The 24554-nt window shown below is 62.8% G+C and carries 25 protein-coding genes; 2 read left to right on the top strand and 23 right to left on the bottom strand.

The features are described from left to right. Positions 1-8: 8 nt before the first annotated feature. Positions 9-3176 (top strand): S-layer homology domain-containing protein, encoded by a 3168-nt coding sequence (locus tag WHJ28_RS01765; protein WP_340039354.1) that lies wholly within the window; start codon positions 9-11, stop codon positions 3174-3176. 56 nt (positions 3177-3232) lie between these two features. Here the strand turns inward: WHJ28_RS01765 and WHJ28_RS01760 are convergent, their stop codons facing one another. From WHJ28_RS01760 to WHJ28_RS01735, 6 genes are all read right to left on the bottom strand, one after another. Beyond that, complete coding sequence (locus tag WHJ28_RS01760; protein WP_340039352.1) at positions 3233-3961, bottom strand: YebC/PmpR family DNA-binding transcriptional regulator; 729 nt, start codon at positions 3959-3961, stop codon at positions 3233-3235. Positions 3962-4032: 71 nt separating this feature from the next. Continuing rightward, entirely contained in the window at positions 4033-4830 is a 798-nt protein-coding gene (locus tag WHJ28_RS01755) for a Nif3-like dinuclear metal center hexameric protein (RefSeq protein ID WP_340039351.1), read from the bottom strand. Continuing rightward, entirely contained in the window at positions 4818-5531 is a 714-nt protein-coding gene (locus tag WHJ28_RS01750; RefSeq protein WP_340039350.1) for a tRNA (adenine(22)-N(1))-methyltransferase, read from the bottom strand. The genes WHJ28_RS01755 and WHJ28_RS01750 overlap by 13 nt, the downstream gene beginning before the upstream one ends. A gap of 268 nt (positions 5532-5799) precedes the next feature. Then, a complete protein-coding gene (locus WHJ28_RS01745; protein WP_087188762.1) occupies positions 5800-6006 on the bottom strand; it encodes a DUF1858 domain-containing protein in 207 nt (68 codons plus the stop codon). 108 nt (positions 6007-6114) lie between these two features. After that, entirely contained in the window at positions 6115-7479 is a 1365-nt protein-coding gene (gene radA / locus WHJ28_RS01740) for a DNA repair protein RadA (RefSeq protein ID WP_340039348.1), read from the bottom strand. 121 nt (positions 7480-7600) lie between these two features. Beyond that, on the bottom strand, positions 7601-8308 hold the full coding sequence (locus WHJ28_RS01735; protein ID WP_340039347.1) for an N-acetylmuramoyl-L-alanine amidase: 708 nt from the start codon (positions 8306-8308) through the stop codon (positions 7601-7603). A gap of 156 nt (positions 8309-8464) precedes the next feature. On the opposite strand from WHJ28_RS01735, the gene WHJ28_RS01730 reads away from it, so the two are divergent. Further along, the gene (locus WHJ28_RS01730) at positions 8465-8917 is read left to right on the top strand and encodes a NanQ anomerase/TabA/YiaL family protein (RefSeq protein ID WP_340039346.1); all 453 of its coding nucleotides are present in this window, start codon (positions 8465-8467) and stop codon (positions 8915-8917) included. Between the two features lie 40 nt (positions 8918-8957). Here the strand turns inward: WHJ28_RS01730 and WHJ28_RS01725 are convergent, their stop codons facing one another. The 17 genes from WHJ28_RS01725 to tgt all read right to left on the bottom strand — a co-directional run bounded on the left by WHJ28_RS01725 (position 8958) and on the right by tgt (position 24554). Beyond that, a complete protein-coding gene (locus WHJ28_RS01725; protein ID WP_340039345.1) occupies positions 8958-9563 on the bottom strand; it encodes a manganese catalase family protein in 606 nt (201 codons plus the stop codon). Further along, positions 9563-10033 carry a spore coat protein CotJB gene (locus WHJ28_RS01720; protein WP_340039344.1) on the bottom strand — a complete coding sequence of 157 codons (471 nt, stop codon included), beginning with the start codon at positions 10031-10033 and terminating at the stop codon, positions 9563-9565. Before WHJ28_RS01720 ends, WHJ28_RS01725 begins: the two co-directional genes overlap by 1 nt. A gap of 120 nt (positions 10034-10153) precedes the next feature. Beyond that, positions 10154-13480 carry an S-layer homology domain-containing protein gene (locus WHJ28_RS01715; RefSeq protein ID WP_340039343.1) on the bottom strand — a complete coding sequence of 1109 codons (3327 nt, stop codon included), beginning with the start codon at positions 13478-13480 and terminating at the stop codon, positions 10154-10156. A 152-nt stretch (positions 13481-13632) separates the two neighbouring features. Beyond that, positions 13633-13914, bottom strand: a complete 282-nt coding sequence (locus tag WHJ28_RS01710) for a zinc-ribbon domain containing protein (RefSeq protein ID WP_340039342.1) — start codon at positions 13912-13914, stop codon at positions 13633-13635. Positions 13915-13985: 71 nt separating this feature from the next. Next, positions 13986-14621, bottom strand: a complete 636-nt coding sequence (locus tag WHJ28_RS01705; protein WP_340039341.1) for a sigma-70 family RNA polymerase sigma factor — start codon at positions 14619-14621, stop codon at positions 13986-13988. Between the two features lie 71 nt (positions 14622-14692). Continuing rightward, the gene (gene glmM, locus WHJ28_RS01700; RefSeq protein WP_340039340.1) at positions 14693-16048 is read right to left on the bottom strand and encodes a phosphoglucosamine mutase; all 1356 of its coding nucleotides are present in this window, start codon (positions 16046-16048) and stop codon (positions 14693-14695) included. 65 nt (positions 16049-16113) lie between these two features. Beyond that, complete coding sequence (ruvB, locus tag WHJ28_RS01695) at positions 16114-17169, bottom strand: Holliday junction branch migration DNA helicase RuvB (RefSeq protein WP_340039339.1); 1056 nt, start codon at positions 17167-17169, stop codon at positions 16114-16116. Positions 17170-17181: 12 nt separating this feature from the next. Next, the gene (locus WHJ28_RS01690; RefSeq protein WP_340039338.1) at positions 17182-17520 is read right to left on the bottom strand and encodes a DUF6054 family protein; all 339 of its coding nucleotides are present in this window, start codon (positions 17518-17520) and stop codon (positions 17182-17184) included. 22 nt (positions 17521-17542) lie between these two features. Continuing rightward, positions 17543-18148: a Holliday junction branch migration protein RuvA gene (gene ruvA / locus WHJ28_RS01685; protein ID WP_302497132.1), complete on the bottom strand. Its 606-nt coding sequence runs from the start codon at positions 18146-18148 to the stop codon at positions 17543-17545. Between the two features lie 12 nt (positions 18149-18160). Further along, positions 18161-18691: a crossover junction endodeoxyribonuclease RuvC gene (gene ruvC / locus WHJ28_RS01680; protein ID WP_340039336.1), complete on the bottom strand. Its 531-nt coding sequence runs from the start codon at positions 18689-18691 to the stop codon at positions 18161-18163. Positions 18692-18820: 129 nt separating this feature from the next. Next, entirely contained in the window at positions 18821-19699 is an 879-nt protein-coding gene (gene xerD, locus WHJ28_RS01675) for a site-specific tyrosine recombinase XerD (protein ID WP_340039334.1), read from the bottom strand. A gap of 25 nt (positions 19700-19724) precedes the next feature. Beyond that, complete coding sequence (locus tag WHJ28_RS01670; protein WP_340039333.1) at positions 19725-20366, bottom strand: stage II sporulation protein M; 642 nt, start codon at positions 20364-20366, stop codon at positions 19725-19727. 435 nt (positions 20367-20801) lie between these two features. Then, positions 20802-22181 carry a thioether cross-link-forming SCIFF peptide maturase gene (gene scfB, locus WHJ28_RS01665; protein ID WP_340039331.1) on the bottom strand — a complete coding sequence of 460 codons (1380 nt, stop codon included), beginning with the start codon at positions 22179-22181 and terminating at the stop codon, positions 20802-20804. 69 nt (positions 22182-22250) lie between these two features. Continuing rightward, positions 22251-22391 (bottom strand): six-cysteine ranthipeptide SCIFF, encoded by a 141-nt coding sequence (gene scfA, locus WHJ28_RS01660; RefSeq protein ID WP_087188745.1) that lies wholly within the window; start codon positions 22389-22391, stop codon positions 22251-22253. Between the two features lie 58 nt (positions 22392-22449). Beyond that, positions 22450-22875 (bottom strand): TIGR04086 family membrane protein, encoded by a 426-nt coding sequence (locus WHJ28_RS01655; RefSeq protein WP_242955424.1) that lies wholly within the window; start codon positions 22873-22875, stop codon positions 22450-22452. Between the two features lie 60 nt (positions 22876-22935). Beyond that, positions 22936-23250, bottom strand: coding sequence for a preprotein translocase subunit YajC (gene yajC / locus WHJ28_RS01650; protein ID WP_340039330.1), 315 nt, complete (start codon positions 23248-23250; stop codon positions 22936-22938). Positions 23251-23423: 173 nt separating this feature from the next. Next, positions 23424-24554 (bottom strand): tRNA guanosine(34) transglycosylase Tgt, encoded by a 1131-nt coding sequence (tgt, locus tag WHJ28_RS01645; RefSeq protein ID WP_340039329.1) that lies wholly within the window; start codon positions 24552-24554, stop codon positions 23424-23426.

Raw genomic sequence — 24554 nt, 5'->3', positions numbered from 1 at the left:
ACAACGCCATGCAAATCACCAAACAGAGGACACGGCTGCTGTCGCTGGCTCTGTCCCTGGCCATGCTGTTTACCTTGCTGCCCCTTCGGGCATGGGCCGCAGGTATCCAGCCCCCCGTCCCCGTGGAGACGGTGAGCACCAATTTTTTCAGTAAGGCCGTATATCTGGATTTTGGGTTCCAAAACTCCGCCTGGATCGACAAGATCCAGACTTTGTCCGTGGACGGTGTCCCCTATCAGGAGGGCGGCAGCTCTCTCTCCATGAAAAGCGGCACCTATGTGCGCCTGTCCAGCGACGGACGCATTATGCTGCCCCCCAATCTCCCGGACACGGTGAAATGCACCATCCAGGCCGAGGGTTATGAGGATCTGCACCTGAAGCTGGATGTCCGCAATCAAAAGGTAACGGTAATTTCCGCTGCCGATGCAGGCTCCTCCACTGAGCAGCGGGACCCGGCGGGTGCTGCCGCATCTCTGGAGCGGGTGCTGTCTGTCTATCTGAAGCTGACCATTACCGGCCTGGACCGCTATGTGGACGGTATTACCGCCATCCGGTGTGTCTCCTCCGATCAGCAGCCGGTGGAGCTGAGGCCGGTAAGCTACAAGCCGCTGCTCAACGGCCCCACCTATTATCTGGACGCCGCTGAATCAGCCATCTACTTTGACGCCATGAATCCCGTCCTCCATTCGGGAGATATCCTTACCATCTCCAGCAGCCAGTACCAAGATCTGCGGCTGAAGATCACCCTTGAGGAAGGAGCCTACCGGGCGGAGGTGGTGGGAGATGAGACGCCCCAGCCCGGCGGCGAACAGACCCTGCATGTCCGTCTGGTGGGCTCCTTTGAGCCTGCCCTGGTGGATCAGAAGGGCTACGACGCCGTCACCGGCGCCACCTCCACCGTGACGGTGAACAAGAACAGCAGCGTGGAGGTACAGTGTGCCCTGACGAACAAGGACGCCGCCCCTACCGACAGCGACTGGCTCCCCCTCCACAAGAGCGGCGTCACCGTCCGCCGGGACCAGAGCGCCGTGGAGATCTCCCCCCAGGGCAGCGGCATGACGGGGGTGTACTCCACTCTGGACAGCGCCCTCACCCTGTCCGGTACGCCTGCAATGAAGGGAGAGTACCAGATTTCGGTCACCATCACCGACGACCAGGGCCGGAAAGCCGTCAGCAACTCCCTCCCCTTCCTGGTGTACAGTGGGGATGAGAAACTGGTGGACCGGCTGACTCTGGACCATGCTACCCAGGCCCAGGACGGTAAATATCTGTATGACATGGTGCCCTGGGCCATCCGGGACTTCGGAGGCGAGAACGAGACGGTAACCGTCCCCGCGCAGATCAAGGCCTGGTTCGGCTCCCACACCAGCGGCACCTACGGCAAGCTGGGTTATGCCCTGCCCAACGGCCAGGAGCCGGTCCAGACCCTGCTCATCCCCGCCGGGTGCGACCTGACCTTGGTGAATATGGATGTGCTCAGCAGCGTGAAGATGGTGGTGCAATCCGGCGGCAAACTGACCCTCCAGGACTCCGCCGTCCAGGGCGTGATCCAGGTGGAGCAGGGCGGTACTTTCTCCATGAATTACGATTCCTACCACGGTAAATTCCTCACCGGCGCCTCCATCAACGGACAGCTGCGGCTCATGGGCGGCGCGGTGCTGGAGAACGCCGCCATCTACTCCAATACCAATTTCATCGCCAACGGCAGCCAGGCCCGGAAGAATACCCAGCCGGTGGTGGCGGTGCTGGGCGACGTGACGGTGAAGGGACAGGTCTTTATCAAAGGCGACGAGGCCCCCACCGGCACTGATCCCCTCACCGGCAGAAGCTACGCCGGTCAGACCGGCCTTTCCGTCACCGGCGGTACCCTGACCCTGGCCGACGATGCCCTGCTGGCGGTATACGGCGGCGGGATGCAGGCCGCCACCTCGGTGGGCGGCACGGCCGTCCTGCTGGAGAACGGCGCCATTGCCGGCAGCGGTACCCTGCTGGCCGTGGGAGGTGACGGGACCTTTGACCGGGGCGGCGACGCCGTCAGCGGCACCGGCACGGTCTCTGCCGCCAAGGCCTACCTCCAGGGCGGAGCCGCCGCCTTCCCCAAGAGCGGCGATATCACCGGCGGCAAGGCTGCCGCTGCCGGGGTGAACGCCCCCAACGCGGTCAAGCACGACGGCGTAACCTGGAAAAGTGAGGGGGAGAACCCCCATATCCCCCGCTGGTCCGGCGCCTCTGCCGCTCCCAGCAAGGCGGACGCGGACAAGACCATCGCATACATTTCCGCCCAGGCCGGGCACAGCCCGGAAATCCCCGGGCAGCAGGACCCTTCCGTCCCTCAAACGGCCTATTATCCCGTCAACGCGGGAACCGTGCCCCACGGAACGCTCAAGCTCAGCGCCCTTCGCGCCCCACGGGGCAGGACCGTCACCGTTACCGTCAAACCCGATGAGGGCTATGCCCTGCAGGAGCTGCAAATCCAGGACCGGGCGGGAAAGACGGTGAAGGTGACCGAAAAGAGTCCCACCCAGTATACCTTTACCATGCCTGCCTCCCCTGTGAAGATCACCGCCGCATTCAAGGAGAAAACTCCGGACAACCCCGCTCCCACCCCGGAGCAGCCCACCGTTGAGAAGGAAGTTTCCTTCCGGGACGTGTCCAAGACCGACTACTATTACGAGGCGGTCCGGTGGGCGGTGAAGGAGAACGTGACCCAGGGGGCCGATCAAAACCGCTTTGCCCCCGACGCCCACTGCACCCGTGCCCAGGCCGTCACCTTCCTGTGGCGGGCGTCAGGCTCCCCCGCGCCCAAGAACCGGACGCTCCCCTTCCGGGACGTGGGGGCCAACGACTTCTACTATGACGCGGTGTGCTGGGCGGTGGAACAGGGCATTACCGGCGGAACTGGAGCCAATACCTTCAGCCCTGACGCTGAGGTGACCCGGTCCCAGACGGTGGCTTTTCTCCACCGGGCCGCCGGTTCTCCTGCCGCCGGGAAGGCAGCCGCCTTCTCTGACGTGGACAACGGCAGCTACTATGCCGGTGCGGTGAACTGGGCCGTGGAGCACGGCGTTACCCAGGGCACCGGCGGCGGCAGCTTCAGCCCCGAGCTGGTCTGCACCCGTGCCCAGATGGTCTCCCTCCTTCACCGGAGCGTGGAGCAGAAGGTCTTTTCCTGGTAATTGACGCAAAAACACCCTGTCCGCAGATGCGGACAGGGTGTTTTCTGTCAGATGAATCAGTCCTGATCCCAGTTGTGCCAGACGTTCTGGACGTCGTCGTTCTCTTCCAGCAGGTCGATGAGCTTCTCCATGTTCTTGATGTCCTCTTCGCTCTCCAGCTTGACGTAGTTCTGAGGCACCATCTCCACGGCGGCCTGGACGAAGGTGTAGCCCTTCTCCTCCATGGCGGCCACCACGGCGCCGAAGGCGTCGGGATCGGTGTAGACCTCAAAGACCTCGTCCTCCACCTGCATGTCGTCGGCGCCGCAGTCCAGGGCGTCCATCATGACGGTGTCCTCGTCCAGGTCTTCCTTCTCAATGACGATCACGCCCTTGCGGTCGAAGGACCAGGACACGCAGCCGGTGGCGCCCAGGCCCTTGCCGTACTTGTCCAGCAGGTGACGGACCTCGGGAGCGGTGCGGTTGCGGTTATCGGTGAGGGCGTCCACGATGACGGCCACGCCGGAGGGGCCGTAGCCCTCGTACACCACGTTCTCGTAGCTGTCGGTGTTGCCGGAGCCCAGAGCCTTGTCGATGGTGCGCTTGATGTTGTCGTTGGGCATATTGGCCGCCTTGGCCTTGGCGATAACGGTAGCCAGGCGGGAGTTATTGTTGGGGTCGCCGCTGCCGCCGGTCTTGACGGCCACGATCATCTCGCGGGCGATCTTGGTGAAGATCTGGGAGCGCTTGGCGTCGGCCGCGCCCTTGGTCTTCTGAATATTATGCCACTTGGAATGTCCTGACATTGGTACTCGTTCCCTTCTCGTCGAAAATCAGCGCAACTAGTTTATCACTTTTTTGAGTGCTTGACAAGCCCTCACAGGTAGGAAAACACCTCTTTATGGGTCTGGGTGGTGAGCACCTCCACCTTGGCAAAGCCCTCGGCCAGCCACTTGACCAGCACAGGCACCACCACCTGCTCGGTGGGATAGTGTCCGGCATCGATAAGGTTGACCCCCATTGCCTTGGCATCCAGGAAGCCGTTGTACTTCACGTCGGCGGTGACGAAGGTGTCGCAGCCCAGGGCCAGGGCGTCCTTGAGCAGGTCGGCGCAGGCGCCGCCCCCCACGGCCACCCGCCTTACCGGACGGCGGGCGTCCACAAAGCGCACTCCGTTGGCCCCCAGGGCCTCCTTGACGAAAGCGGCAAAGGCGGGGGCGTACATGGGCACCCCGGCGGTGTTGCCCACCCGGCCGATGCCGTAGGGACGACCGGCGGCGTCCACGCCGTCCTGCTTCAGAGGCTCCACGTTGGTGAGGTCCAGCTTGCGGGCCAGGATGTCGTTCACTCCGCCCCACACCGCGTCCAGGTTGGTGTGGGCGCACACGGCGGCGATGTTATGCTCCACCAGGGAGAGCAGAATGCGCCCATCGGGGGTGGCGTCGGTCACCGACTTGGCGGGGCGGAAGATCACCGGATGGTGGGACACGATGAGCTGACACCCCAGCTGGGCGGCCTCGGCCACCACCTCTTCGGTGATGTCCAGGCTCACCAGCACCTTGTCCACCTGCCGGTCCCCCCGGCCCACCAGAAAGCCCGCGTTGTCAAAGTCCATCTGGAGGGAAAAAGGGGCCAGCCCATCCAGATACTGATAGATCTCTCTTACGGTTGCCATGACAGCCACTCCTCTCGCAGTTCCAGCAGGTCCCGGTGGGCCCGCTCCATGTCCTCCAGACGTCCGGCGTCGGCGCTCCGGGTGGAGCGGCGCAGCCCCTCCACCGCCCGGCCGGTCTGGTCAATGAGCCGGTTTAAGTATTCTCTGCGCAGCGGGTCAGCCTCCCCCCTGCTCTGCCGGCCCGCCCACAGCTCACCGGCGGTGAGTTCCGGCATGGGCCCGGCCTTTACCTGGAAGGTCGTATAAATGGTATCCCCTTCCCGGGTCAGGATTTCCCGGGCAATGGTGTAGCCGTGCTCCTGGAGCCACAGCCGCAGCTGGGGCTGGGCGCTCATGGGCTGGAGCAGCAGCAGACAGTCCTCCCGCCACGTCCAGGGCGCGGCGGACAGGATGGCGGCGATGGTCTCGCCCCCCATGCCGGCGATGGCGATGGTGTCGGCCTCGCCGGGGCGCACCCCCGCCAGGCCGTCACACAGCCGGAAGTCCATCTGCTCCGTCAGGCCGTATTTCTCCGCCGTGGCCCGGGCACGGTCCAGGGGCCCCTGCCGCAGGTCGCAGGCCAGGGCCTCTGTAATGATCCCCCGCTGAAGGAGCCACACCGGCAGATAGGCGTGGTCGGTGCCGATGTCGGCAAATTTGGCCCCCTGGGGCACCAGCTGAGCCACCGAGCGCAGCCGGGGAGTCAGTTCCATGGGACGCATCCCTTCACCTCCTACGAAAAAAGGAGCGGTGGAACCGCTCCTTTTTTCAGTTTGTCAAAAGAGCCTCGCAGAGTTCGCGCCCGCAGGCGTGAAAAAAGTCCAAATCTGTTTTCGGCCGCGACAAGTGCGTGGACGAAAACACTGCTCAGCCCGCAAGGGTGGACTCTGTCCGCGCGCGGCGGGCTGCAGCCTTCTCGAAAAAGCGGCTTTGCCGGTTTTTCGAAGCTTTCAAAAAAGGAGCGGTCTGACCGCTCCTTTTTTACAATTGTTACTGAGCCGCGCCCACGCTGGCGTTGATCTTGGCCAGCAGCTCGTCCACATCCACGCCGTGGACCATGCAGGCCTCCTCCACGGTCTCGCCGCGGGAAGAGGGGCAGCCCAGGCAGTGCATACCGATGGACAGGAAGATGGGAGCGGTCTCGGGAGCGATGTCCAGGATATCGCCGATGATGGTATCTTTGGTGATCTGAGCCATAAAGGGAATACCTCCAAATTTCTAGGATATGGGTAGTATATCCGATTTTCTCCCTTTTTGCAAGAGAGACTTGATTTTTATCCAAAATTTCTGGGCGGCTCCCCTACCTTATAAAAAGGCCAGGGCCTCCCGGATGTTGCGGACCTTGATGAGCTGGAGCCCGTCTGGGACCTCCAGCTTGGCCCCGGTGCGCTGGGGCACCAGGCATTTGGTGAAGCCCAGCCGGTGGACCTCGCTGAGCCGCTGGCCCAGGGCGTTCACCGACCGCAGCTCGCCGGTGAGGCCCACCTCCCCGATGGCGGCCAGGTCGCCGGGCACCGGACGGTCCCGGAAGGAGGAGGCCAGAGCCACCACCATGGCCAGGTCTGCGGCGGGCTCGTCCAGATTGAGGCCGCCGATGACGTTGATGTAGGCGTCGCAGGAGCTGACCATCAGCCCGCCCCGCTTCTCCAGCACCGCCAGCAGCAGGTTGGCCCGGTTGAAGTCGAAGCCGTTGCAGGTGCGCCGGGGCACGTTGAAGCTGGTGGGGGCCAGCAGGGCCTGGACCTCCGCCAGCACCGGCCGCACCCCCTCCATCACGCAGGTGACGCAGGTGCCGGGGGTGTCCTGGGGCCGGCCGGACAGCAGCATTTCCGAGGGATTGGGCACCTCGGTAAGGCCGGAGTCGGCCATTTCGAACACGCCGATCTCGTTGGTGGCGCCGAAGCGGTTTTTGGCCGCCCGCAGGATGCGGTAGGAGTTCTGCTGCTCGCCCTCAAAGTAGAGCACGCAGTCCACCATGTGCTCCAGCACCTTGGGTCCGGCGATGGAGCCCTCCTTGTTGACGTGGCCGATGACAAACACCGTCACCCCCCGGCCCTTGGCCAGGTTCATCAGGGCCATGGTGCAGTCCTTCACCTGACCGATGCTGCCGGGGGCGGCGGACAGCTCCCCGTTGTACATGGTCTGGATGGAGTCCACGATGAGCACATCGGGCTGGAGGGTGGTCACCGCCTCGGCCACGTCGTCCATGCTGGTTTCAGCCAGCAGGTAGAGCTGCTGGCCGCTCACCCCCAGCCGCTCGGCCCGCAGCTTGATCTGCCGCTCGGACTCCTCGCCGGAGACATAGAGCACCTTGGCAAACCGGCATAAATTCTGGCAGATCTGGAGCATGAGGGTGGACTTGCCGATGCCCGGCGCGCCGCCCACCAGCACCAGGGAGCCCTGGACGGCGCCGCCTCCCAGCACCCGGTCCAGCTCGTTCATGCCGGTCTGGAACCGCAGCTCCCGGGTGGTCTCCACTTCGTCCATCAGCCGGGGTTTGGACCTCCCCTGCCGCTCCACCGCCGTGGCGGCGGCCGCAGAGCTTTTCCGTTTGCTCTCGGTGGGCTGCTCCACGATGGTGTTCCACGCCTTGCAGGCGGGGCACTGGCCCGCCCACTTGGGCAGCTCGTTGCCGCATTCGGTACAGTAAAACATGGTCTTGGCTTTCATGGGTGGATGATCCTCCCCTTCTTTTGTGGTGTGATGTTCCTGCGGGCGGGGATAAACCCCGCCCCTGCGGGATCATGTTTGGTATGGGTCTGTAGGGGGCGGCGTCCCCAACGCCCCGACCCTAGGTTGTGAAATTCGCTTCATATTGCAGCCACGCCCCGGTGAGGGCGGCGGCCAGCTGGAGCTGATAGCCCTCCGAGCGCAGCTTGCCCTCCTCCTCCGGGTTGGACAGAAAGCCGCACTCCACCAGAATGGCGGGGCGTGTGATATGGTTCATGAGGTAGACCGTGTCCGGGATGGGCTTGGCCTGGCGCTCATTGGTTTGGTCCACCGTCTGCCGCAGCACCTCCTGGGTGTGGACGGCGAACTCCTGGCTCCCCTGGGTGGGGGCGAAAAAGACCTGTGCCCCGTGGTACCTGGCGTTGGTGAACATATTCTGATGGATGCTCAGCAGCACCCCGTTTTCCGTCCCCTCCACCATTGCCACCCGGTTTTTCAGGTCGGAGACCTTCTTCTCTCTTAATGTATCCGCCGACGGGTCGTGGAGGGACACGTCCTCCTGCCGCAGCACCACCGGCGATTGGCCGCACAGTCCCAGCAGCAGGTCCAGCTTCCGGACGATGGCCAGATTGATCTGGCTCTCCGGTACGCCGGTGAGAGACACCGCGCCCCCGTCCTCCCCGCCGTGACCTGCGTCCAGCACCAGAACGGGCCGTCCGCTGTCCATAGGCCCCACGGTCTGTACCGCCCCGCCCGGCCAGAACACCAGATAACCGGCGGTGGCCAGAGCCAGCACCCACAGCAGGGCCCACTGTCCGATCCGCTTCATGCCGCACTCCCCCTTTTCATCGATCAAGGAAGGATATGCGGCGGCGGGTACAGTTAGACATTATTGTACCACGTCCGCCCCTGCTTGTCCAAATTTCTGTTGCCTTTTTGGCGGTGAGGCGATAAGATGGAAGCAGCAACCATGGAGGTGAGAGCAATGGTCATTGATAAAATGAAAAACGCTTCTCTGTATTACGGTCTGGGCCAGCGGTTCCGGCAGGCTCTGGAGTGGCTGGCTCAGGTGGACCCGGACAGCCTGACGCCCGGCCAGCGGGTGGACATCGACGGCGACAATGTGTACGCCACCCGGTTCGACGTGGATACCAAACTCCCCGCCGACTGCAAGCTGGAGTGCCACCGGGACTACGCCGATATTCAGTATGTGGTGTCCGGCACCGAGGGTATGGGCTACTCCCTGCCCGACGCGCCTCTGACGCAGCTCAGCGAGTATACCCCTGATATCCAGTTCTTCACCACCGACTGGGACACCCTCACCGTCCGGCTCGGCACCTTCTACATCGTCTGGCCCCAGGATCTCCACGCCCCCCGTGTGGCCCTGGAGTCCCCCGAGCCTGTGAAGGTCATTGTGGCAAAAGTGAAGCTCTCCTGACCGGCATGAAAAGGCCGCCCGATTAGGGCGGCCTTTTTGCTTACTTTTTGGCAGTGTCGAAGGCGGGGTTGGTGAAGTAGACGTTCTTCCGGTCCATCTTCTCCTTGGCCAGGCGCACCGCCTCGCCGAAACGCTGGAAGTGGACGATCTCCCGCTCCCGCAGGAAGCGGATCACGTCGCTGACATCGGGGTCGTCGCTGAGGCGCAGGATGTTGTCATAGGTGACCCGGGCTTTCTGCTCGGCGGCCATATCCTCGGTGAGGTCGGCGATCACATCCCCCTTGACGCCGATGCCGGCGGCGTTCCAGGGAGCGCCGGAGGCGGCGGTGGGATAGATGCCGGTGGTGTGGTCCACAAAATAGGGAGCGAAGCCGCCCTCCTTCAGCTGCTCCTGGGTCAGTCCCCGGGTGAGCTGATGGACGATGGCCCCGATCATTTCCAGGTGGCCCAGCTCTTCGGTACCGATGTCGGTGAGCAGGCCCTTGAGCTCTGGATAGGGCATGGCGTACCGCTGGGACAGATAGCGCAGAGAGGCGCCCAGCTCGCCGTCAGGTCCGCCGTACTGGCTGATGACCCAGGCGGCCAGCTTGGGGTTGGGGGTCTTGATGCGCACGGGGTATTGGAGCTTTTTCTCATATTGGAACATTACTTGGCCCCTCCTTCCGGATTGTAGTGCCAGGGCCAGTCGCCCTCCAGCCAGGCGGCCCAGCTCTCCGCGTTGGCAGCGGCACTCTGGGTCAGGGGACCGTGCTGGGCCTCGTAGCGCTTGCGGGCCTCTGCCTCCAGGGCGGTGTACTTCTGGAAGAGCTGGAAGGCCTCGGTGTCGTCCTGGTGGGTGTCCAGGTAGAGGCCCAGCTCCAGCAGCATGAACTCCAGAGCCTGGAGCTCGGCCAGCTGGGTGCCCAGCACCTTCACCGCCTCCGCCTTGATATGGAAGGGCAGGTTCAGGCCGGGAAACAGGGTGCCGTTGGCCAGGGCCTCCTGCTGGGAGTAACGCTTGGGGTTATTCTGCTGAAACGGCACATAGGGGACGGCCAGGGGGGCGCACTCAGGGAGCGTGCCGCAGCTGTCGTCACAGATGCCGGGAATGTTCTGAGGGTTGTTCTCGGGATACAAGGGGTGTCCCTCCTCCTATGGATTGGGACGGGACGGGAGCCCCGTCCACACCATCCTATGCGCCCCCTCTCCCCCATGATACAAAACGGCCCGGATGGGATTCCATCCGGGCCGCTGCTGTTATGCCATTGTGGTGTTGGTCACGAACCGGGTGAGCATGGCGGCTACCTCGGCCCGGGTGATGTCGGCCTGGGGCCGCAGGCTCCCGTTGCCGTCACCGGTGAGGATACCGCTGGCGCAGGCCCACTCCATGGCCTCTCTGGCCCAGGAGGAGGTCTGAGCTCCGTCCCGGAAGCTGTCCAGCCCATTGCCGGAGGAGGCGGGGCTGCCGGCGGCGCGGTAGAGCATGACGGCCAGGGTCTCCCGGGTGAGGGGCGCATCGGGGTCGAAGCGGCCCTGGGCGGTGCCTCCGGCGATGTTCTGCTCCGCCGCCCAGTTGGCCGCGTCGCTGTACCAGGCGTCTCCGGGCACATCCTGGAAGCTGCCGCTGGAGGCGGGGGCGGGGCTGCCCTCCAGCCGATGAAGCACAGTGACCAGCATGGAGCGGGTCATGGTACCGGCGGGAGCAAACTTACCGCCGCCCACGCCGGAGAACAGCTCCCGGCTGGCGGTAAACTGAACGGAGTCGGCAAACCAGTCCCGGTCAGACACATCGGCAAACTGCTTGCTGCCATCCACCAGCTCGATGGTGCAGGAGCCGTCCACACGCACGGTCAGCGCGCCGTCCTGATACACCGAACGGGGCAGGACTTTCCGGGTCCCGTCGGCCAGTACCCGCACCGCCACAGTGCCGGTGCCGCCGGTGCAGGGGATGCGGAGGGTGGCGTGGGCCACGCCGGAGGGAACGGTGACCTGGGCGGTCACCTTGCCGTCGGTCCCGGTGGTCACCTGGGCGGTGGCGCCGGTCTTTTTGTCGGTCACGGTGGTCCCGGGTGTCTCCGTAGGCTTCTGGGTCTCCCCTGCTCCCCCTCCGCCGGAACCGCCGCCGATGCTGCCGCCGCCGGAGCCACCACCGGAGCCGCCGCCGCCGGAGCCACCACCGGAGCCGCCGCCGCCGGAGCCACCACCGGAGCCGCCGCCGCCGGAACCACCACCGGAGCCGCCGCCGCCGGAACCACCGCCGGAGCCGCCGCCTTCAGGGGGCGTGACGGGTTTTTCGTCGATGGTGGGCACCTGACTCATCTCGTTCCAGGCCAGGGTTCCGGCCTGACGGACCTGATCCAGGTCACCGGCGGCACGGATGGCCGCCAGGCCGTTGTTCAGGGCGCGGGTCAGGGCCGCCTGCCCTTCGGCGGAGTAGTGGCTCTGATCCAGGCGGTCATACTTCTCCTGAAGGGCCTGGGCCTGGGCCCGCTTTTCCGCGGCCAGCTCCTGCCGTCCCTCCAGCTCATCCGGTACGCTGGGGCTGATGCAGGCCTTCCACGCGGCGTCCAGGGCCTGGTAATGGGTGATGGCGTCCTGATACTGGGCAATGTGCTCCTCCTGAACCTGCTCCATGGGCTGGGTGGTGAGGCCCTCCAGCCCCTCCACCCACTGGGCGGCCTGGACCAGCGTCATCAGGCCATCCGCCTTGGTCTGGAGCTGCTGGGCGGCCTTGCCCACCACCAGCTGGCGGTCGGCCTGGCCGGTCAGGGTGGTGCGGGTCTCCAGCCGGTCCTGGGCCAGATCGGCCAGGGCCGCCTGGGCCAGTCCGGCGGTACCACCGGCATTGGACTCGGTGAGCAGACCGGCGGACACGCTGTTCAGGGCGGTGGTGTGGTCCTCCGTCCAGGACTGGGTGATCTCCTCTACCCGGTCCGCCAGGGTGGGAACGGCAGCCATGGCAGTCTGCGCGTTGGACACGGCCCGGTCCATGGTCACGGTGGATTCGGTCCCCTGGATCTGGTTCACAGCCGCTGTATAGGCGCCGGACAGGGTGCTCCAGTCCTGGGTGGTGTAGTCGCCCTGGGTATAGCCCTGGAAGATGCCGTCCAGCCGGTCCAGATAGGGCTTCTGGATCTCGCTGATGGGGGTGCGCCACACGGCATAGAGGGTCACCGTGCCGCCTGCCTCAGCGGTCAGGCTCTGGACCGGGGCCTGGTCTCCGTAGCGCACACCCCCATTGGAGGCAGTGGCCCAACCGGCAAACTCCTTGCCCTCCTTGGTAAAGGGGTTGGCCATCAGGTTCACCGTCTGGCCGTAGACGGCGCTCTGGGTCTGGACCTCACCCTCTCCCCCGTTGGGGTCCAGCTGAATGGTATACTGGTTGGGCGTCCACTGGGCATAGAGGGTGATCCGGTCCCCATCGGTCTTTTCGCCGGCCAGGTTGGTCACCTGTGCCCCATTCTCATAGGTCTTACCATCCCCTCTGGGCTGGGTGTTCCACGATGCAAAGGTGTAGCCGCTGCGCCGGAAGGTGCTCTCGGGCAGCCGCACCGGAGTATCCCACCGGGCGGACAGGTTGGACAGAGAGCCGTTGCCGCCGTTGGAGGAGAAATAGATGGTGTAGCGGTTGGCGATGCGCTGGCTGTACAGGGTCTGCCCTGCCGCCTCCAGCTCCGCCGGAGCGGGAGTCCGGAAATCAGGGTCCAGGAACCAGGCCGCCCGGTCGTATCCCTCAATGGGGTCCTGCTCCTCGTAGTCATCCAGGTAGACCGTCAGACCGGGCTGAACGGGCAGCTTGATCTCCTCCATAAAGTTGTTTCGGGCCACAAAGCCGCCGCCCTCCAGCTTGGTGTTGTGGCTCATGTCCAGCGTAGTCAGGCGGTTGTGGTCGATGTGGAGGAACTGGAGGTTGGACAGCATACTCACGTCGATGGAGGTGAGCCGGTTGTCAAAGGTCTCGATAAACTCCAGCTTGGTACTCTCGGTGAGCAGCAGCTCCTCCAGCTGGTTGTTCCGGCAATAGAGGACCTTGAGCCCGGTACAGCCGGTCAGGGTCAAAGACCCCATCTGGTTCATCTCACAGTACAGGGAGACCAGCTTGCTGTGGCCGCTGAGGTCCAGGCGGCTGATGCGGTTGAAGTTGCAGTTGAGGTACTCCAGCGCCGGATTGTGGGACACATCCAGGGCAGTCAGCCGGTTATAGCCGCAGGAAAGCCGGGTCAGCGCGGGATTCTGGGACACGTCCAGCTCCGTCAGGTTGTTGTTGGTGCAATTCAGGGCCTGGAGATTGGGAAACGCGCCCAAGCCCTCCAGGCTGGTCAGACCCAGTCCGGACAGGTCCAGCTGGGTCACGGCAAGCCGCTCCTCCTCTGTCAGAACGCCGTCGGCGCCCGCGCCGCCCAGATTGCTGCCGTTCAGCAGCCAGGCCTGGAGGTTCCGGTCGTGAAAGACGTCGGTAATGTTGATACTGCCCTCATAGCTGCGGGGCTGAACCGCTGCAAGCGCAGCGGCGGGCAGCGCGAGCTGGCCCGCAAGGGCGATGGTGGTCAGCATGACGGGCAGCTTTTTCATCTTTGGATTCATATGTTGCTCCTAAATCATACATTTATTTCCTACTAATTTACTATAAAATACTGAACTATTATAAGGAGCAAAAAGGTGCTTGTCAATGATAAATTTATACAATAAAGCAGAAAAAGGCCGCCCCGAACGGGACGGCCTTTTGGGTATGCAGATTAGTTCTGCTCGCCGCGCATACGGGCGAAGCAGTCGCTGCAATAAACAGGACGGTCGGACTTGGGCTCGAAGGGCACCTTGGCCTCGCCCCCGCAGGCAGCGCAGGTAGCGGTGAAGTACTCGCGGGGGCCGCGGGAGGCAGCCTTGCGGGCGTCACGGCAGCTCTTGCAGCGCTGGGGCTCGTTCTGGAAGCCGCGCTCGGCGTAGAACTCCTGCTCACCGGCGGTGAACACGAACTCCTGGCCACATTCCTTACATACCAGAGTCTTGTCTTCGTACATGATGTTACCCTCTCTTTGCTTCTTTGCCCAGGTCCGGATGATCCATGTGCTGGGTCAGTGTAATATTGCGATCAGCCTTTGCTGATGTCGCCGGAAGAAGTTTGCTGCGCCAGCTTGCGCCGGATACGCTGCACCGCGTTGTCCACCGATTTGGGGGACTTGTTTACCTCGGCTGCAATCTCGGAGTAGGACAGACCGTTCAGATACAACCGAAGTACGCTTGCCTCGAAGCCGGACAGCTGACCGATCAGCGCCTCCAGACGTTCCCGGAAGGATTCCCGGCTGAGGAAGATCTCCTCCGGATCCGTTCCCTGTCCGTCGGGCGGGCTGAACGCCAATGGATCGCCGTTCCCACTAAAAAGAGGGGTTCCGAACGAGACGGAGTTGTTCAGCGGTATGTGCTTATCTCTTGCTGCTGCTTTGATAACGGAGAACAGACGGTTTTTGATGCACACCTCCGCATAGGTGCGGAAGGCGGCGGCCTTTTCCGGGTCATATTCCCGGATGGCGGCCAGCAGCCCCACCATTCCCTCCTGGATCAGGTCCTCGCTGTCTCCGCCGGCCAGAAAATAGGGCCGGGCGCAGATGCGGACCAGGCGGTTATAGCGCACTACCAGGTCCTCTTCGGCCTGACGGTCACCGGAAGCGACCAGGGCGCACAGGGCCTCATCGCTGGGTTCCTGCGGTTGGAAATGGTCCTCTTTCATGCCGTTTCTCCTTGCACATTATAAGCGTTGATGCCTGAATTTGTCAAGTGTTTGCCAGAAATATTTCGGTTTCAGCCCCGATTTTTTATGACATTTGCCAAGAGCTGTGCAACTTTCTCTGCATCCTCCTGGCTCTGGGCCTCCACCATCACCCGCACCAGGGCCTCGGTGCCCGAAGGACGGACCAAAACCCGGCCGGTGCCCGCCAGCAGCTTCTCCTGCTGGGCCACGGCGTCCATAATGGAGGCGTCGTTCATGATGGCCTCTTTGGCGGCATTGTCGGCCACCGGCACGTTGATGAGGGTCTGGGGATATCGCTTGCACCCCTCCACCAGCTGGGAGGCCTTCTTGCCGGAGCGGCGCAGCAGAGCCAGGAACTGTACAGCGGTGAGCTGACCGTCGCCGGTGGTGGCGTATTTTCGGAAGATGGTGTGGCCGGACTGCTCGCCGCCCAGGACCCAGCCTTCCTCCTCCATCTTCTCCAGCACGTTCCGGTCGCCCACGGCGGTGCAGAACAGCTCCATGTTGTGCTCCCGGCAGAAGACGTGCAGGCCCAGGTTGCTCATGACGGTACCCACGATCGCGTTGCCGGGCAGTTTGCCCTGCTCCAGCAGCTCCAGGCCGCAGGCAGCGATGACCTGATCGCCGTCGATCTCCTCGCCGGTCTCGTCCACCATAAGGCAGCGGTCGGCGTCGCCGTCAAAGGCGATGCCCAGGTCGTACTTGCCGGCGGTGACCATGGCCTTCAGGCTGTCCAGATGGGTAGAGCCGCAGCCGTTGTTGATGTTCACGCCGTCGGGATCGGCATTGATGATATCGGTGTGCAGGTCGGGGAAGGAATCGAAGAGCCGTCCGGCGGTGGCGGAGGAGGCGCCGTTGGCGCAGTCCACCAGGATCTTCAGGCCGGACAGGTCGGAGTCAATGGTGGACACCAGGTGGTCGATATAATCCTGGCTCTCCTTCTGGTCGGCATAGACCACCCGGCCGATGTCGCCGCCGGTCTTGCGTGGTACGGGAACCTTGTTGAGAATGATGTCCTCGATCTTGCCCTCCAGCTCGTCAGACAGCTTGAAGCCCTGGCCGTTGAAGATCTTGATGCCGTTGTGCTCGAAGGGGTTGTGGGAGGCGGAGATGACGATACCGGCGTCACAGCCGCTGTCCACCGTTACCCAGGCCACGCCGGGAGTGGGGATCACGCCCAGGTGGAGCACGTCGGCGCCGGCGGAGCACAGGCCCGCCATCAGCGCACCCTCCAGCAGGTCGGAGGAGATGCGGGTGTCCTTGCCGATGGCGAACCGGGGACGCCCCTCCCCTTTTGCCTGGGCCAGCACATAGGCCGCCGCCACGCCCACATCATAGGCCAGTTCCGCGTCCAGACCGGCGTTGACCACGCCGCGGATACCATCGGTTCCAAACAGTTTACCCATGCTAGATTACCTCTTTCTACCAAAATCATCCAATGAAAAGGATGTGTTAAAGTTTGTGTCTACTTTTAAAAGCTCAGCTGCTCCATCCCCACCCCGCCGGGGACGGCCAGGCCCAGGTGCTCGTAGGCCCGCCGGGTGACACACCGCCCTCTGGGCGTGCGGGTGAGGAAGCCCATCTGCATCAGATAGGGCTCGTACACGTCCTCCAGTGTGACGGCCTCCTCGTTGATGGTGGCCGCCAGGGTCTCCAGACCCACCGGACCGCCGCCGTAGTGCTCGATGATGGAGCCTAACATCCGCCGGTCGATGGCGTCCAGCCCCAGGTGGTCCACCTCCAGGGCGGACAGGGCCACGTCGGCCACCTCCCGGGTGATGACGCCCCCTGCCTTCACCTGGGCAAAGTCACGCACCCGGCGCAGCATCCGGTTGGCAATACGGGGGGTACCCCGGCTGCGCTTGGCGATCTCCATGGCGCCATCGGCCTCGATGGGCACATCCAGAATGCCCGCCGACCGGGTGACAATGAGGGCCAGCTCCTCCGGGGTGTACAGCTCCAGCCGCAGGGTCACGCCAAACCGGTCCCGCAGAGGGGCGGACAGCTGGCCCGCTCGGGTGGTGGCTCCAATGAGGGTGAACTTGGGCAGGTCCAGCCGGATGGAGTTGGCCGACGGCCCCTTGCCAATGATGATATCGATGGCAAAGTCCTCCATGGCGGGGTACAAAATCTCCTCCACCGACCGGTTGAGCCGGTGGATCTCATCCACGAACAGAATGTCGTTTTCCGCCAGATTGGTGAGCAGAGCCGCCAGATCGCCGGGCTTTTCAATGGCCGGGCCGGAGGTGATGCGGATATTGACCCCCATCTCGTTGGCAATGATGTTGCTGAGGGTGGTCTTGCCCAGGCCCGGGGGGCCGTGGAGCAGCACATGGTCCAACGGCTCGCTGCGCATCTTGGCGGCCTGGATAAACACCTCCAGGTTGCCCTTGGCCTTGGCCTGGCCGATGTATTCGTTTAAGGTCTTGGGCCGCAGAGAGCCCTCGTTCTCGTCATCCCGGGTGAGGGATGTGGTCACCAGAGGCTCCTCGGTCTCAAATCCGTCTTCAGAAAATGCAATGCTCAAAGTCTCACTTCCTTATCCGCACCACTGGTCCAACAGTTCCTCCACCTTATCCAGGAAGGCGCCCTCCCCCAGGGTGTTGATCTTGAACAGCATGGCCTGACTGCCGCCGGAGGTGATGGCGGACAGGAACAGATGGGGGCCGTTGCCCACCAGGGTCAGGTTGAGGCTCACCCGGTTGCCCCCCATGAAGCTGTACCGCTCATATACCCGAACGGCCACCCGGAAGGAGCCGCTGTGGTAGTCGCTGCTGTCCTCCCAGCTGGCGGAGGAGCTTCCGTTCAAAATCCCGTCGTGCAGATAGTCCAGCAGTCCGTCAAAACTGCCGGTCAGATCCCGTTCCAGTTTGGCCATGGTGGTTCCTCCTTCCGGGGGATTACCCCTTCATCATTTTCTTGAGTGCCTGCTTGATGATGTCCTCCAGGCTGAGGGTGTCCACGTCGATGCCCTTCAGGGCCATGCCGATCTCGGTCTGGGAGTAGCCCAGCACCGCCAGAGCAGCAGCCGCCTCGGAGGACTTGTTCTCCGGGATCACCGTGACCCCGGTGCCGCCGTAGCTCTCGCCGCCCGGGCTGATCTGGCCCTTGGCCAGCTTATCCTTCAGCTCCAGGATGATGCGCTGGGCGATCTTCTTGCCGATACCCTGGGCCACGGTCAGGGCCTTCTCATCCCCGGTGATGATGCTCATGGCCAGGGACTCGGGGGTGGCGGAGGACAGGATGGACAATGCCGCCTTGGGTCCCACGCCGGATACCGAGATCAAGAGCTGAAAGCAGTTGAGCTCGTTCTCCGTGGCAAAGCCGTACAGCTCCATGGCGTCCTCCCGGACGTTCAGGTGGGTGAACAGCTTGGCGCTCTCCCCTTTTTTCAGCCGGGCCAGGGTATTGTTGGTGGTGCGGCAGGCGTAGCCCACCCCGCCGCAGTCAATGACCGCCAGATAGGGGGCGGTGTGGGCCACGGTTCCTTTTACATAATAAAACATAATCATAAACTCCTAACGGCGTGCCTCATACCGGCCGCTGCCCGGCCGGTTGGCGTCGGGGCTCTGGAGCCGGGAGGTGTACGAGCGGGCGTGGCACAGAGCGATAGCCACCGCATCGGCGGCGTCGTCCGGCTTGGGGACGGCTTTCAGGTTCAAAAGCCGCTTTGTCATGTCCATGACCTGCCGTTTCTCCGCCTTGCCGTAGCCCACCACCGCCCGCTTCACCTGGCTGGGGGTATATTCGTAAATGGGCACCTGGCGCCGCTCCGCCGCCAGCAGCAGCACCCCCCGGGCCTGGGCCACGCCGATGCCGGTGGTGATGTTGTTGTTGAAGAAGAGCTCCTCGATGGCCATGGCCTCCGGCTTGAATTGTTCCAGCAGCAGGTCCATGTCATTGGAGATCTGGAGGAGCCGGGCGGGCAGGGCCTCCCCCGCCGGGGTGGTGATGGCCCCGCACTGGACCAGCCGGGCCCTCCCCCCCGCTGCCTCCACCAGGCCGAAGCCCACGATGGCGAAGCCGGGGTCGATGCCTAAAATCAGCATAGCGTCGGTTTCCTCCCTGTTTTCCATACAGAGAATATTGTATCACGGCCACAGAACGGGCGCAAGGAGGAATTGTTCCGCCATGGGACGCAAAAAACCGGCCGCGGTTTCTTCCGCGGCCGGTTTAATTTACGCTCTGGGATGGGCTTTGTTGTACACGTCCTTCAGCTTCTGGCTGACCACCTGGGTGTAGATCTGGGTGGAAGAGATATCGGCGTGGCCCAGCATCTCCTGAATGGAATGGAGGTCGGCGCCGTTTTCCAGCAGATGGGCGGCAAAGGAGTGGCGGAGGGTGTGGGGGGTGATATCCTTCTGGATACCCGCCTTCTCCTGGTAGTGCTTGATGATCTTCCAGAACCCCTGGCGGCTCATCCGCTCCCCGCTCATATTGACGAAGAGGGCCTTCTCATCAGGATGCTCCACCATCTGGGGCCGGACCCGGTCCAGATAGTTTTGCAAGGCCCGCACCGCCGCCTGGTACAGGGGGATGATCCGCTCCTTCCCCCGGTTGGCGCACCGGATGAACCCGGCGGACAGGTTGATGTTGTCCAGATCCAGGCCAATGAGCTCGCTGACCCGGATTCCGGTGGCGTAGAGCAGCTCCAGCATGGCCTTGTCCCGGCAGCCCTTGGCATCGGAGGGGTCGGGCTGCTCCAGAAAGAGCTCCACCTCCCGGGAGGTAAGGATGTGGGGCAGCTTACGCTCCACCTTGGTCTGAGACAGGCCCCGGGCGGGATTCTCACTGATCTGGCCAGCCTCCATCATCCAGGAGTAGAAGGACTTGAGGGAGGCCTGACACCGGGTCACGGTGGCTGCGGACTTGCCCCGGGCGGTCATGCTGCGGGTATAGGCCTCCACATCAGCATGGACGGCCTGGGCGGGAGAGATCCCTTCCTCCCCCAACCAGTCCATGTACTGGCGCACATCACGCAGATAGGAGCTCAGCGTGTTGGGGGACGCCTTTTTTTCTTCGGTCAGAAATCGTTCGTATCCACTCAGGTACTCCATCCTTCCAACACCTTCCCGTTTCTCTCTATCGGTTCAAAAGAGCGCCTGCCGCGCCGGAAAGCAGAGCGGGCGTCACCGTCCGCTCCAGCAAAATACACACACAAACAGCGCCGAGACACAGCGCACATCGGACCAGACAGTCCCGGCCCCACAGGACTCTGCCCTTTCCCTCGCCCCGGACCCGGGCGGCCAGGGCCCGGGCGGACAGGATACTCTGCACCCCCAACACAAAAAGGGCGGGCAGAGACAGCACCCCGCCAAGGCCGAACACCAGGCAGGCCAGCAGCCAGCCGGCGCCGCCGAAGGCCCGCACAAAGGAGGCGATGGAAAAGGCCAGCAAAAACCCCCGCAGGGCAAAGAGCACCGGCAGCCCCAGCAGCCCTATCGCGGTGAATCCCAGCAGCAGAGCGAAAAGCGGCCAGCGCAGCGTGTCCCAAATCTGCGCCCACAGGGCGGGGACATCCACGGCGCCCTCCTGCGCGGTCAGCAGGAAGGCCTCCAGGTACTGATTCAGACTGGCTTCACCCGCGCCGCCCACTTGGGCGGCCAGAAGACAGCCTGTCAGTCCTCCGGCCAAAAAACAAGCCGACAGGATGATCAATGCCGGGACGATCCCGTCCCTGGGCACGTTCCAGGCGGCCACAATGGTCCTGCGCAAAGGCTTCACCTCCCACCAGAAGCCTATGCGCCAAGCCGGTAAATCAGACCTGCTTGTTCATTTCTTGGTATCATCATAGCTTAACCTGGGGCTTTGTGCAAGACGCGGCAAGAAAAAAAGTCATTTTTGTCGATTATGCCGAATACTTATGTAAATCGTATTATGTCTACCAGTGACCTCAAAGGCACCATCAAGGCTGGCAGCAGCCCCTTTTCTACAAATTAACCTAGGAAAATGGGCTCTTTTTGCGACAGGGGAAAACCCTTGCCACACCGCCTTATCCGTCCTTCCCGCTTCCGGAGCAAGCAACAGGTCCCCATTTTGCCTGCGCCTCGGAAGAAACAGAGAAAAGCCCTGCCGCTCAAGGGTTTCCGCCTTAAACAGCAGGGCTTTCTGCGCTGATTACAATGATTACAAATTGTATAATTACGTTTTGTATACCCCTTAATCGGCCATGCCGGCATCGATGGCCTTGAGGGCGATGGCGCACTCCAGACGCTTACGCTCCAGCTCACAGCCCACCTTGTGGGGGTGCTTTATGTCGCCGCCGACAAGCAGGTTGGAGGCGGAGCAGCCGCCGGAGCAGTAGAACCGGGCCCAGCAGTGGGCGCACTCCTCCCGGGTATAGACGTTGAGACCGGCAAACCGGCTGGACAGGCTGTTGTCAAAGGTGCCGTCCTTTACGCTGCCCAGCTTGTACTCCTCGTTGCCCACAAACTGGTGACAGGGGTAGATGTCACCGTCGGGGGTGATGGCCACATATTCGCAGCCGGCGCCGCAGCCCCGCAGCCGCTTGATGACGCAGGGGCCCTGCTGAAGGTCCACGTTAAAGTGGAAGAAGTTGGTCTCCCGGTGGTCCTTCAGATACTCAGCCAGGCGCTCGTACTCCGCCTTCAGCTCAGGCAGATCGGACTCCTGAATGGCGTAGGGGTCGGTCTCCTTCCCTACCACCGGCTCCACCGACACGTTTTTACCGATGGCGGCCAGCTCCTTCACATCCTCGGCGAAGTCCTTGTGGAAGCGGGTGAAGGTGCCCCGCAGATAGTAGTCCTTGGTGCCCCGTCCGGCGATGAGCTTCTTGAACTTGGGCACGATCACGTCGTAGGAGCCCTTGCCGTTGATGGTGGGCCGCAGATCGTCGTTGACCTCCTTGCGGCCGTCCAGGGACAGCACCGCGTTGGACATCTCCCGGTTGATGTACTCGATGTTCTCGTCGTTCAGCAGCACACCGTTGGTGGTCATGGTGAAGCGGAAGCACTTGTCATGCTCCTTCTCAATGGACCGGGCGTACTCCACGGTGGCCTTGACGGTGTCCATGGCCATCAGAGGCTCGCCGCCAAAGAAGTCCACCTCGATGTTGCGGCGGTTACCTGACTTGGCCACCACAAAGTCAATGGCCTTTTTGGCGGTTTCGATGTCCATGGTCATGCGCTTGCCGGTGCCGAAGTCACCGGTGGAGGCAAAGCAGTACTTGCACCGCAGGTTGCAGTCGTGGGAGACATGGAGGCACAGGGCCTTCACCAGGGCCTGCTGCTGCATGGAGGCAGCCTTGTCCCGGTCGATGTAGTCGTCGTCCTCGAAGAGCAGGCCCTCCTTTTTCAGCTCCCGCAGCTCCTCCCAGGCCTCGGCCAGGGCAGCGGGATCATACTGAGGCAGGGCGGCAGCCAGAGACTCGGGCAGGGCCCCGTCCAGGCTCTCCCCGTTCTCCTCCCGCTCCGCCAGAGCGGTGAGCAGGTCATGGGTCAGCTCGTCCAGAACGTGGACGGCGCCGCTGTTCACGTCAACGGCGATGCGTACGCCGAGACACTGAAAGGTATGTACCATAAATTTTTGTTCCTTCCTCAGGGCATGGAAAAGGGTGGGCCTACTCGCCCACCCTTGCCCTGTTGTTTGTTACCGGTTCTCGCACTTCTGGTTGGCCACGGTGCAAGAGGTCTTACAGGCGGACTGGCAGGAGGTCTGGCACTCGCCGCAGCCGCCGTGGGCGGCGCTCTTCTTCAGAGTAGCGCCGTTGAGCGTCTTGATATGCTTCATTCTGATTTCCCTCCCAAATAGAGACTTTAGAGTATTGTACCATACCCGGCGGCGGATTTCAACGCTTTCTGCGTTTTTTCCGTTTGCTCCCTCGATTGCCGCTCCCCAGCAGACCGGCGGCGGCCCCGCCGCACAGGGACCCGCACAGCAGGCCGATGCCTCCCGACTCCAGGGATACATCCCGGAAACACAGGGCTCCTAACGTAAGCACCAGCAGGAAAAGCACGCCTCCGGTGAGCAATCCGGCGGCCAATCCCCCGCCGCAGCGGCTCACCGCCAGCAGGGCGCCGCAGAAGCCGCCCAGCACGCAGCCCACGATGGTGATTTGATACGTCAGGTCCATGTCCAGCAGCCCGCCGGAGATGGCCACCGACGCCCCCAGCAGAAACAGCATACAGACGCCCAGGGCCAACAGGCCTCCCAGCAGGATCCCCAAAGCGCAGCGCAGCAGCTTTGCGCCCTGGTCCTCCTCCTTTTTACCCATAAAAACACCCTCCCTTACCACAGGTTCCTGATGAAACCTATGCCGGGAGGGCGTTTCTTATTACTTCTTGTCCTTGGCGTCCTTCTTTTCCTTGGTCTCGCTGACGCCGTCCTCAGTGGTCTGAGTGCCGCGGGTGGACACAGCCCACTTGGTGAACTCCATGCGCACGCGGTCAGAGCTGGTCTCGATCACGATGGTGTTCTCCTTCACCGCGCAGATGGTGCCTACGATACCGCCGATGGTGGTGATCTGATCACCCACAGCCAGTTCGGAACGCATCTTGGCAGCAGCCTTCTTCTTCTTGTTCTCCGGCCGGATCAGCATGAAGTAAAACACCGCGATGAGCAGTACCAGCGGGATGATCATCCCCAACATACTACCTGCTCCGGCAGCATCTGCACCGGCACTGGACAACATTGCGTTGGCAACCTGTGCTGTCAATACAATCCCCTCCGATTTCAACTTTGACGCTATGCGTCATCAATGGGACATTATATAACCATTTGCAAGTTTTGACAAGTGTTTTTCGCCATGATTCACAATTTGTTTTAGATTCTTCCGGCCAGCTTCTCAGAGTACTCCGCCCGGAAGGCCGCAAATTGACCGGCGTCCAGGGCATCCCGGATACGCTGGGCCAGCTTATTATAGAAGTAAAGGTTGTGCATGACAGCCAGACGCATAGCCAGCATCTCCTCCGCCACGAAGAGGTGGCGCAGATAGGCCCGGGAGAAGTTGCGGCACACCGGGCAGTCGCAGTCGGAGTCAATGGGCCGCTCGTCGGTCTTGTACTTCTCGTTGCGGATGTTCATGGCCCCCGACCAGGTAAACAGCTTGGCATGGCGGGCGTTGCGGGCGGGCATGACGCAGTCGAAGAAGTCCACGCCCCGGGCCACCGCCTCAATGATGTTGGAGGGGGTGCCCACACCCATCAGATACCGGGGCTTGTCCGCCGGCATATGGGGCTCCACCGCGTCAATGATGTCGTACATCACCTGGGTGGGCTCCCCCACCGCCAGGCCGCCGATGGCGTAGCCCTCGCAGTCGATCTTGGCGGTCTCCTTCATGTGCCACACCCGCAGATCAGGGAAGGTGGCGCCCTGGTTGATGCCGAAGAGCATCTGATGAGGATTCACCGTGTCGGGCAGAGCATTGAGCCGGTCGTGCTCTGCCTTGCACCGCTGGAGCCAGCGCAGAGTGCGCTCACAGGAGGCCTTGGCGTACTCATAGGTGGCCGGGTTCTCCACGCACTCGTCGAAGGCCATGGCGATGTCGCTGCCCAGGTTGGACTGGATCTGCATGGACTCCTCAGGCCCCATAAAGATGCGGTGGCCGTCGATATGGGAGGCGAAGGTGACACCCTCCTCCTTGATTTTCCGCAGGCCGGACAGCGAAAATACCTGGAATCCGCCGGAGTCGGTGAGGATGGGCCCGTCCCACCGCATAAACGTGTGAAGGCCGCCCATCTGGCGCACCACCTGGTCGCCGGGACGCAGATGGAGGTGATAGGTGTTGGACAGCTCCACCTGACAGCCGATGTCCTTCAAGTCAAAGGCGGACAGGGCCCCCTTGATGGCCCCCTGGGTGCCTACATTCATAAAAACCGGCGTTTGCACCGTACCGTGGGCGCAGGTAAACACGCCCCGTCGGGCTCTGCCCTCGGTTTTGATCACTTCAAACAC

Origin of the sequence: Flavonifractor porci, from assembly GCF_037572415.1 — a bacterium.
Lineage (GTDB): Bacteria > Bacillota > Clostridia > Oscillospirales > Oscillospiraceae > Flavonifractor > Flavonifractor porci.
The sequence above is the reverse complement of the archived record's forward strand: the minus strand, read 5'-3'. Positions and strand labels throughout refer to the sequence as shown.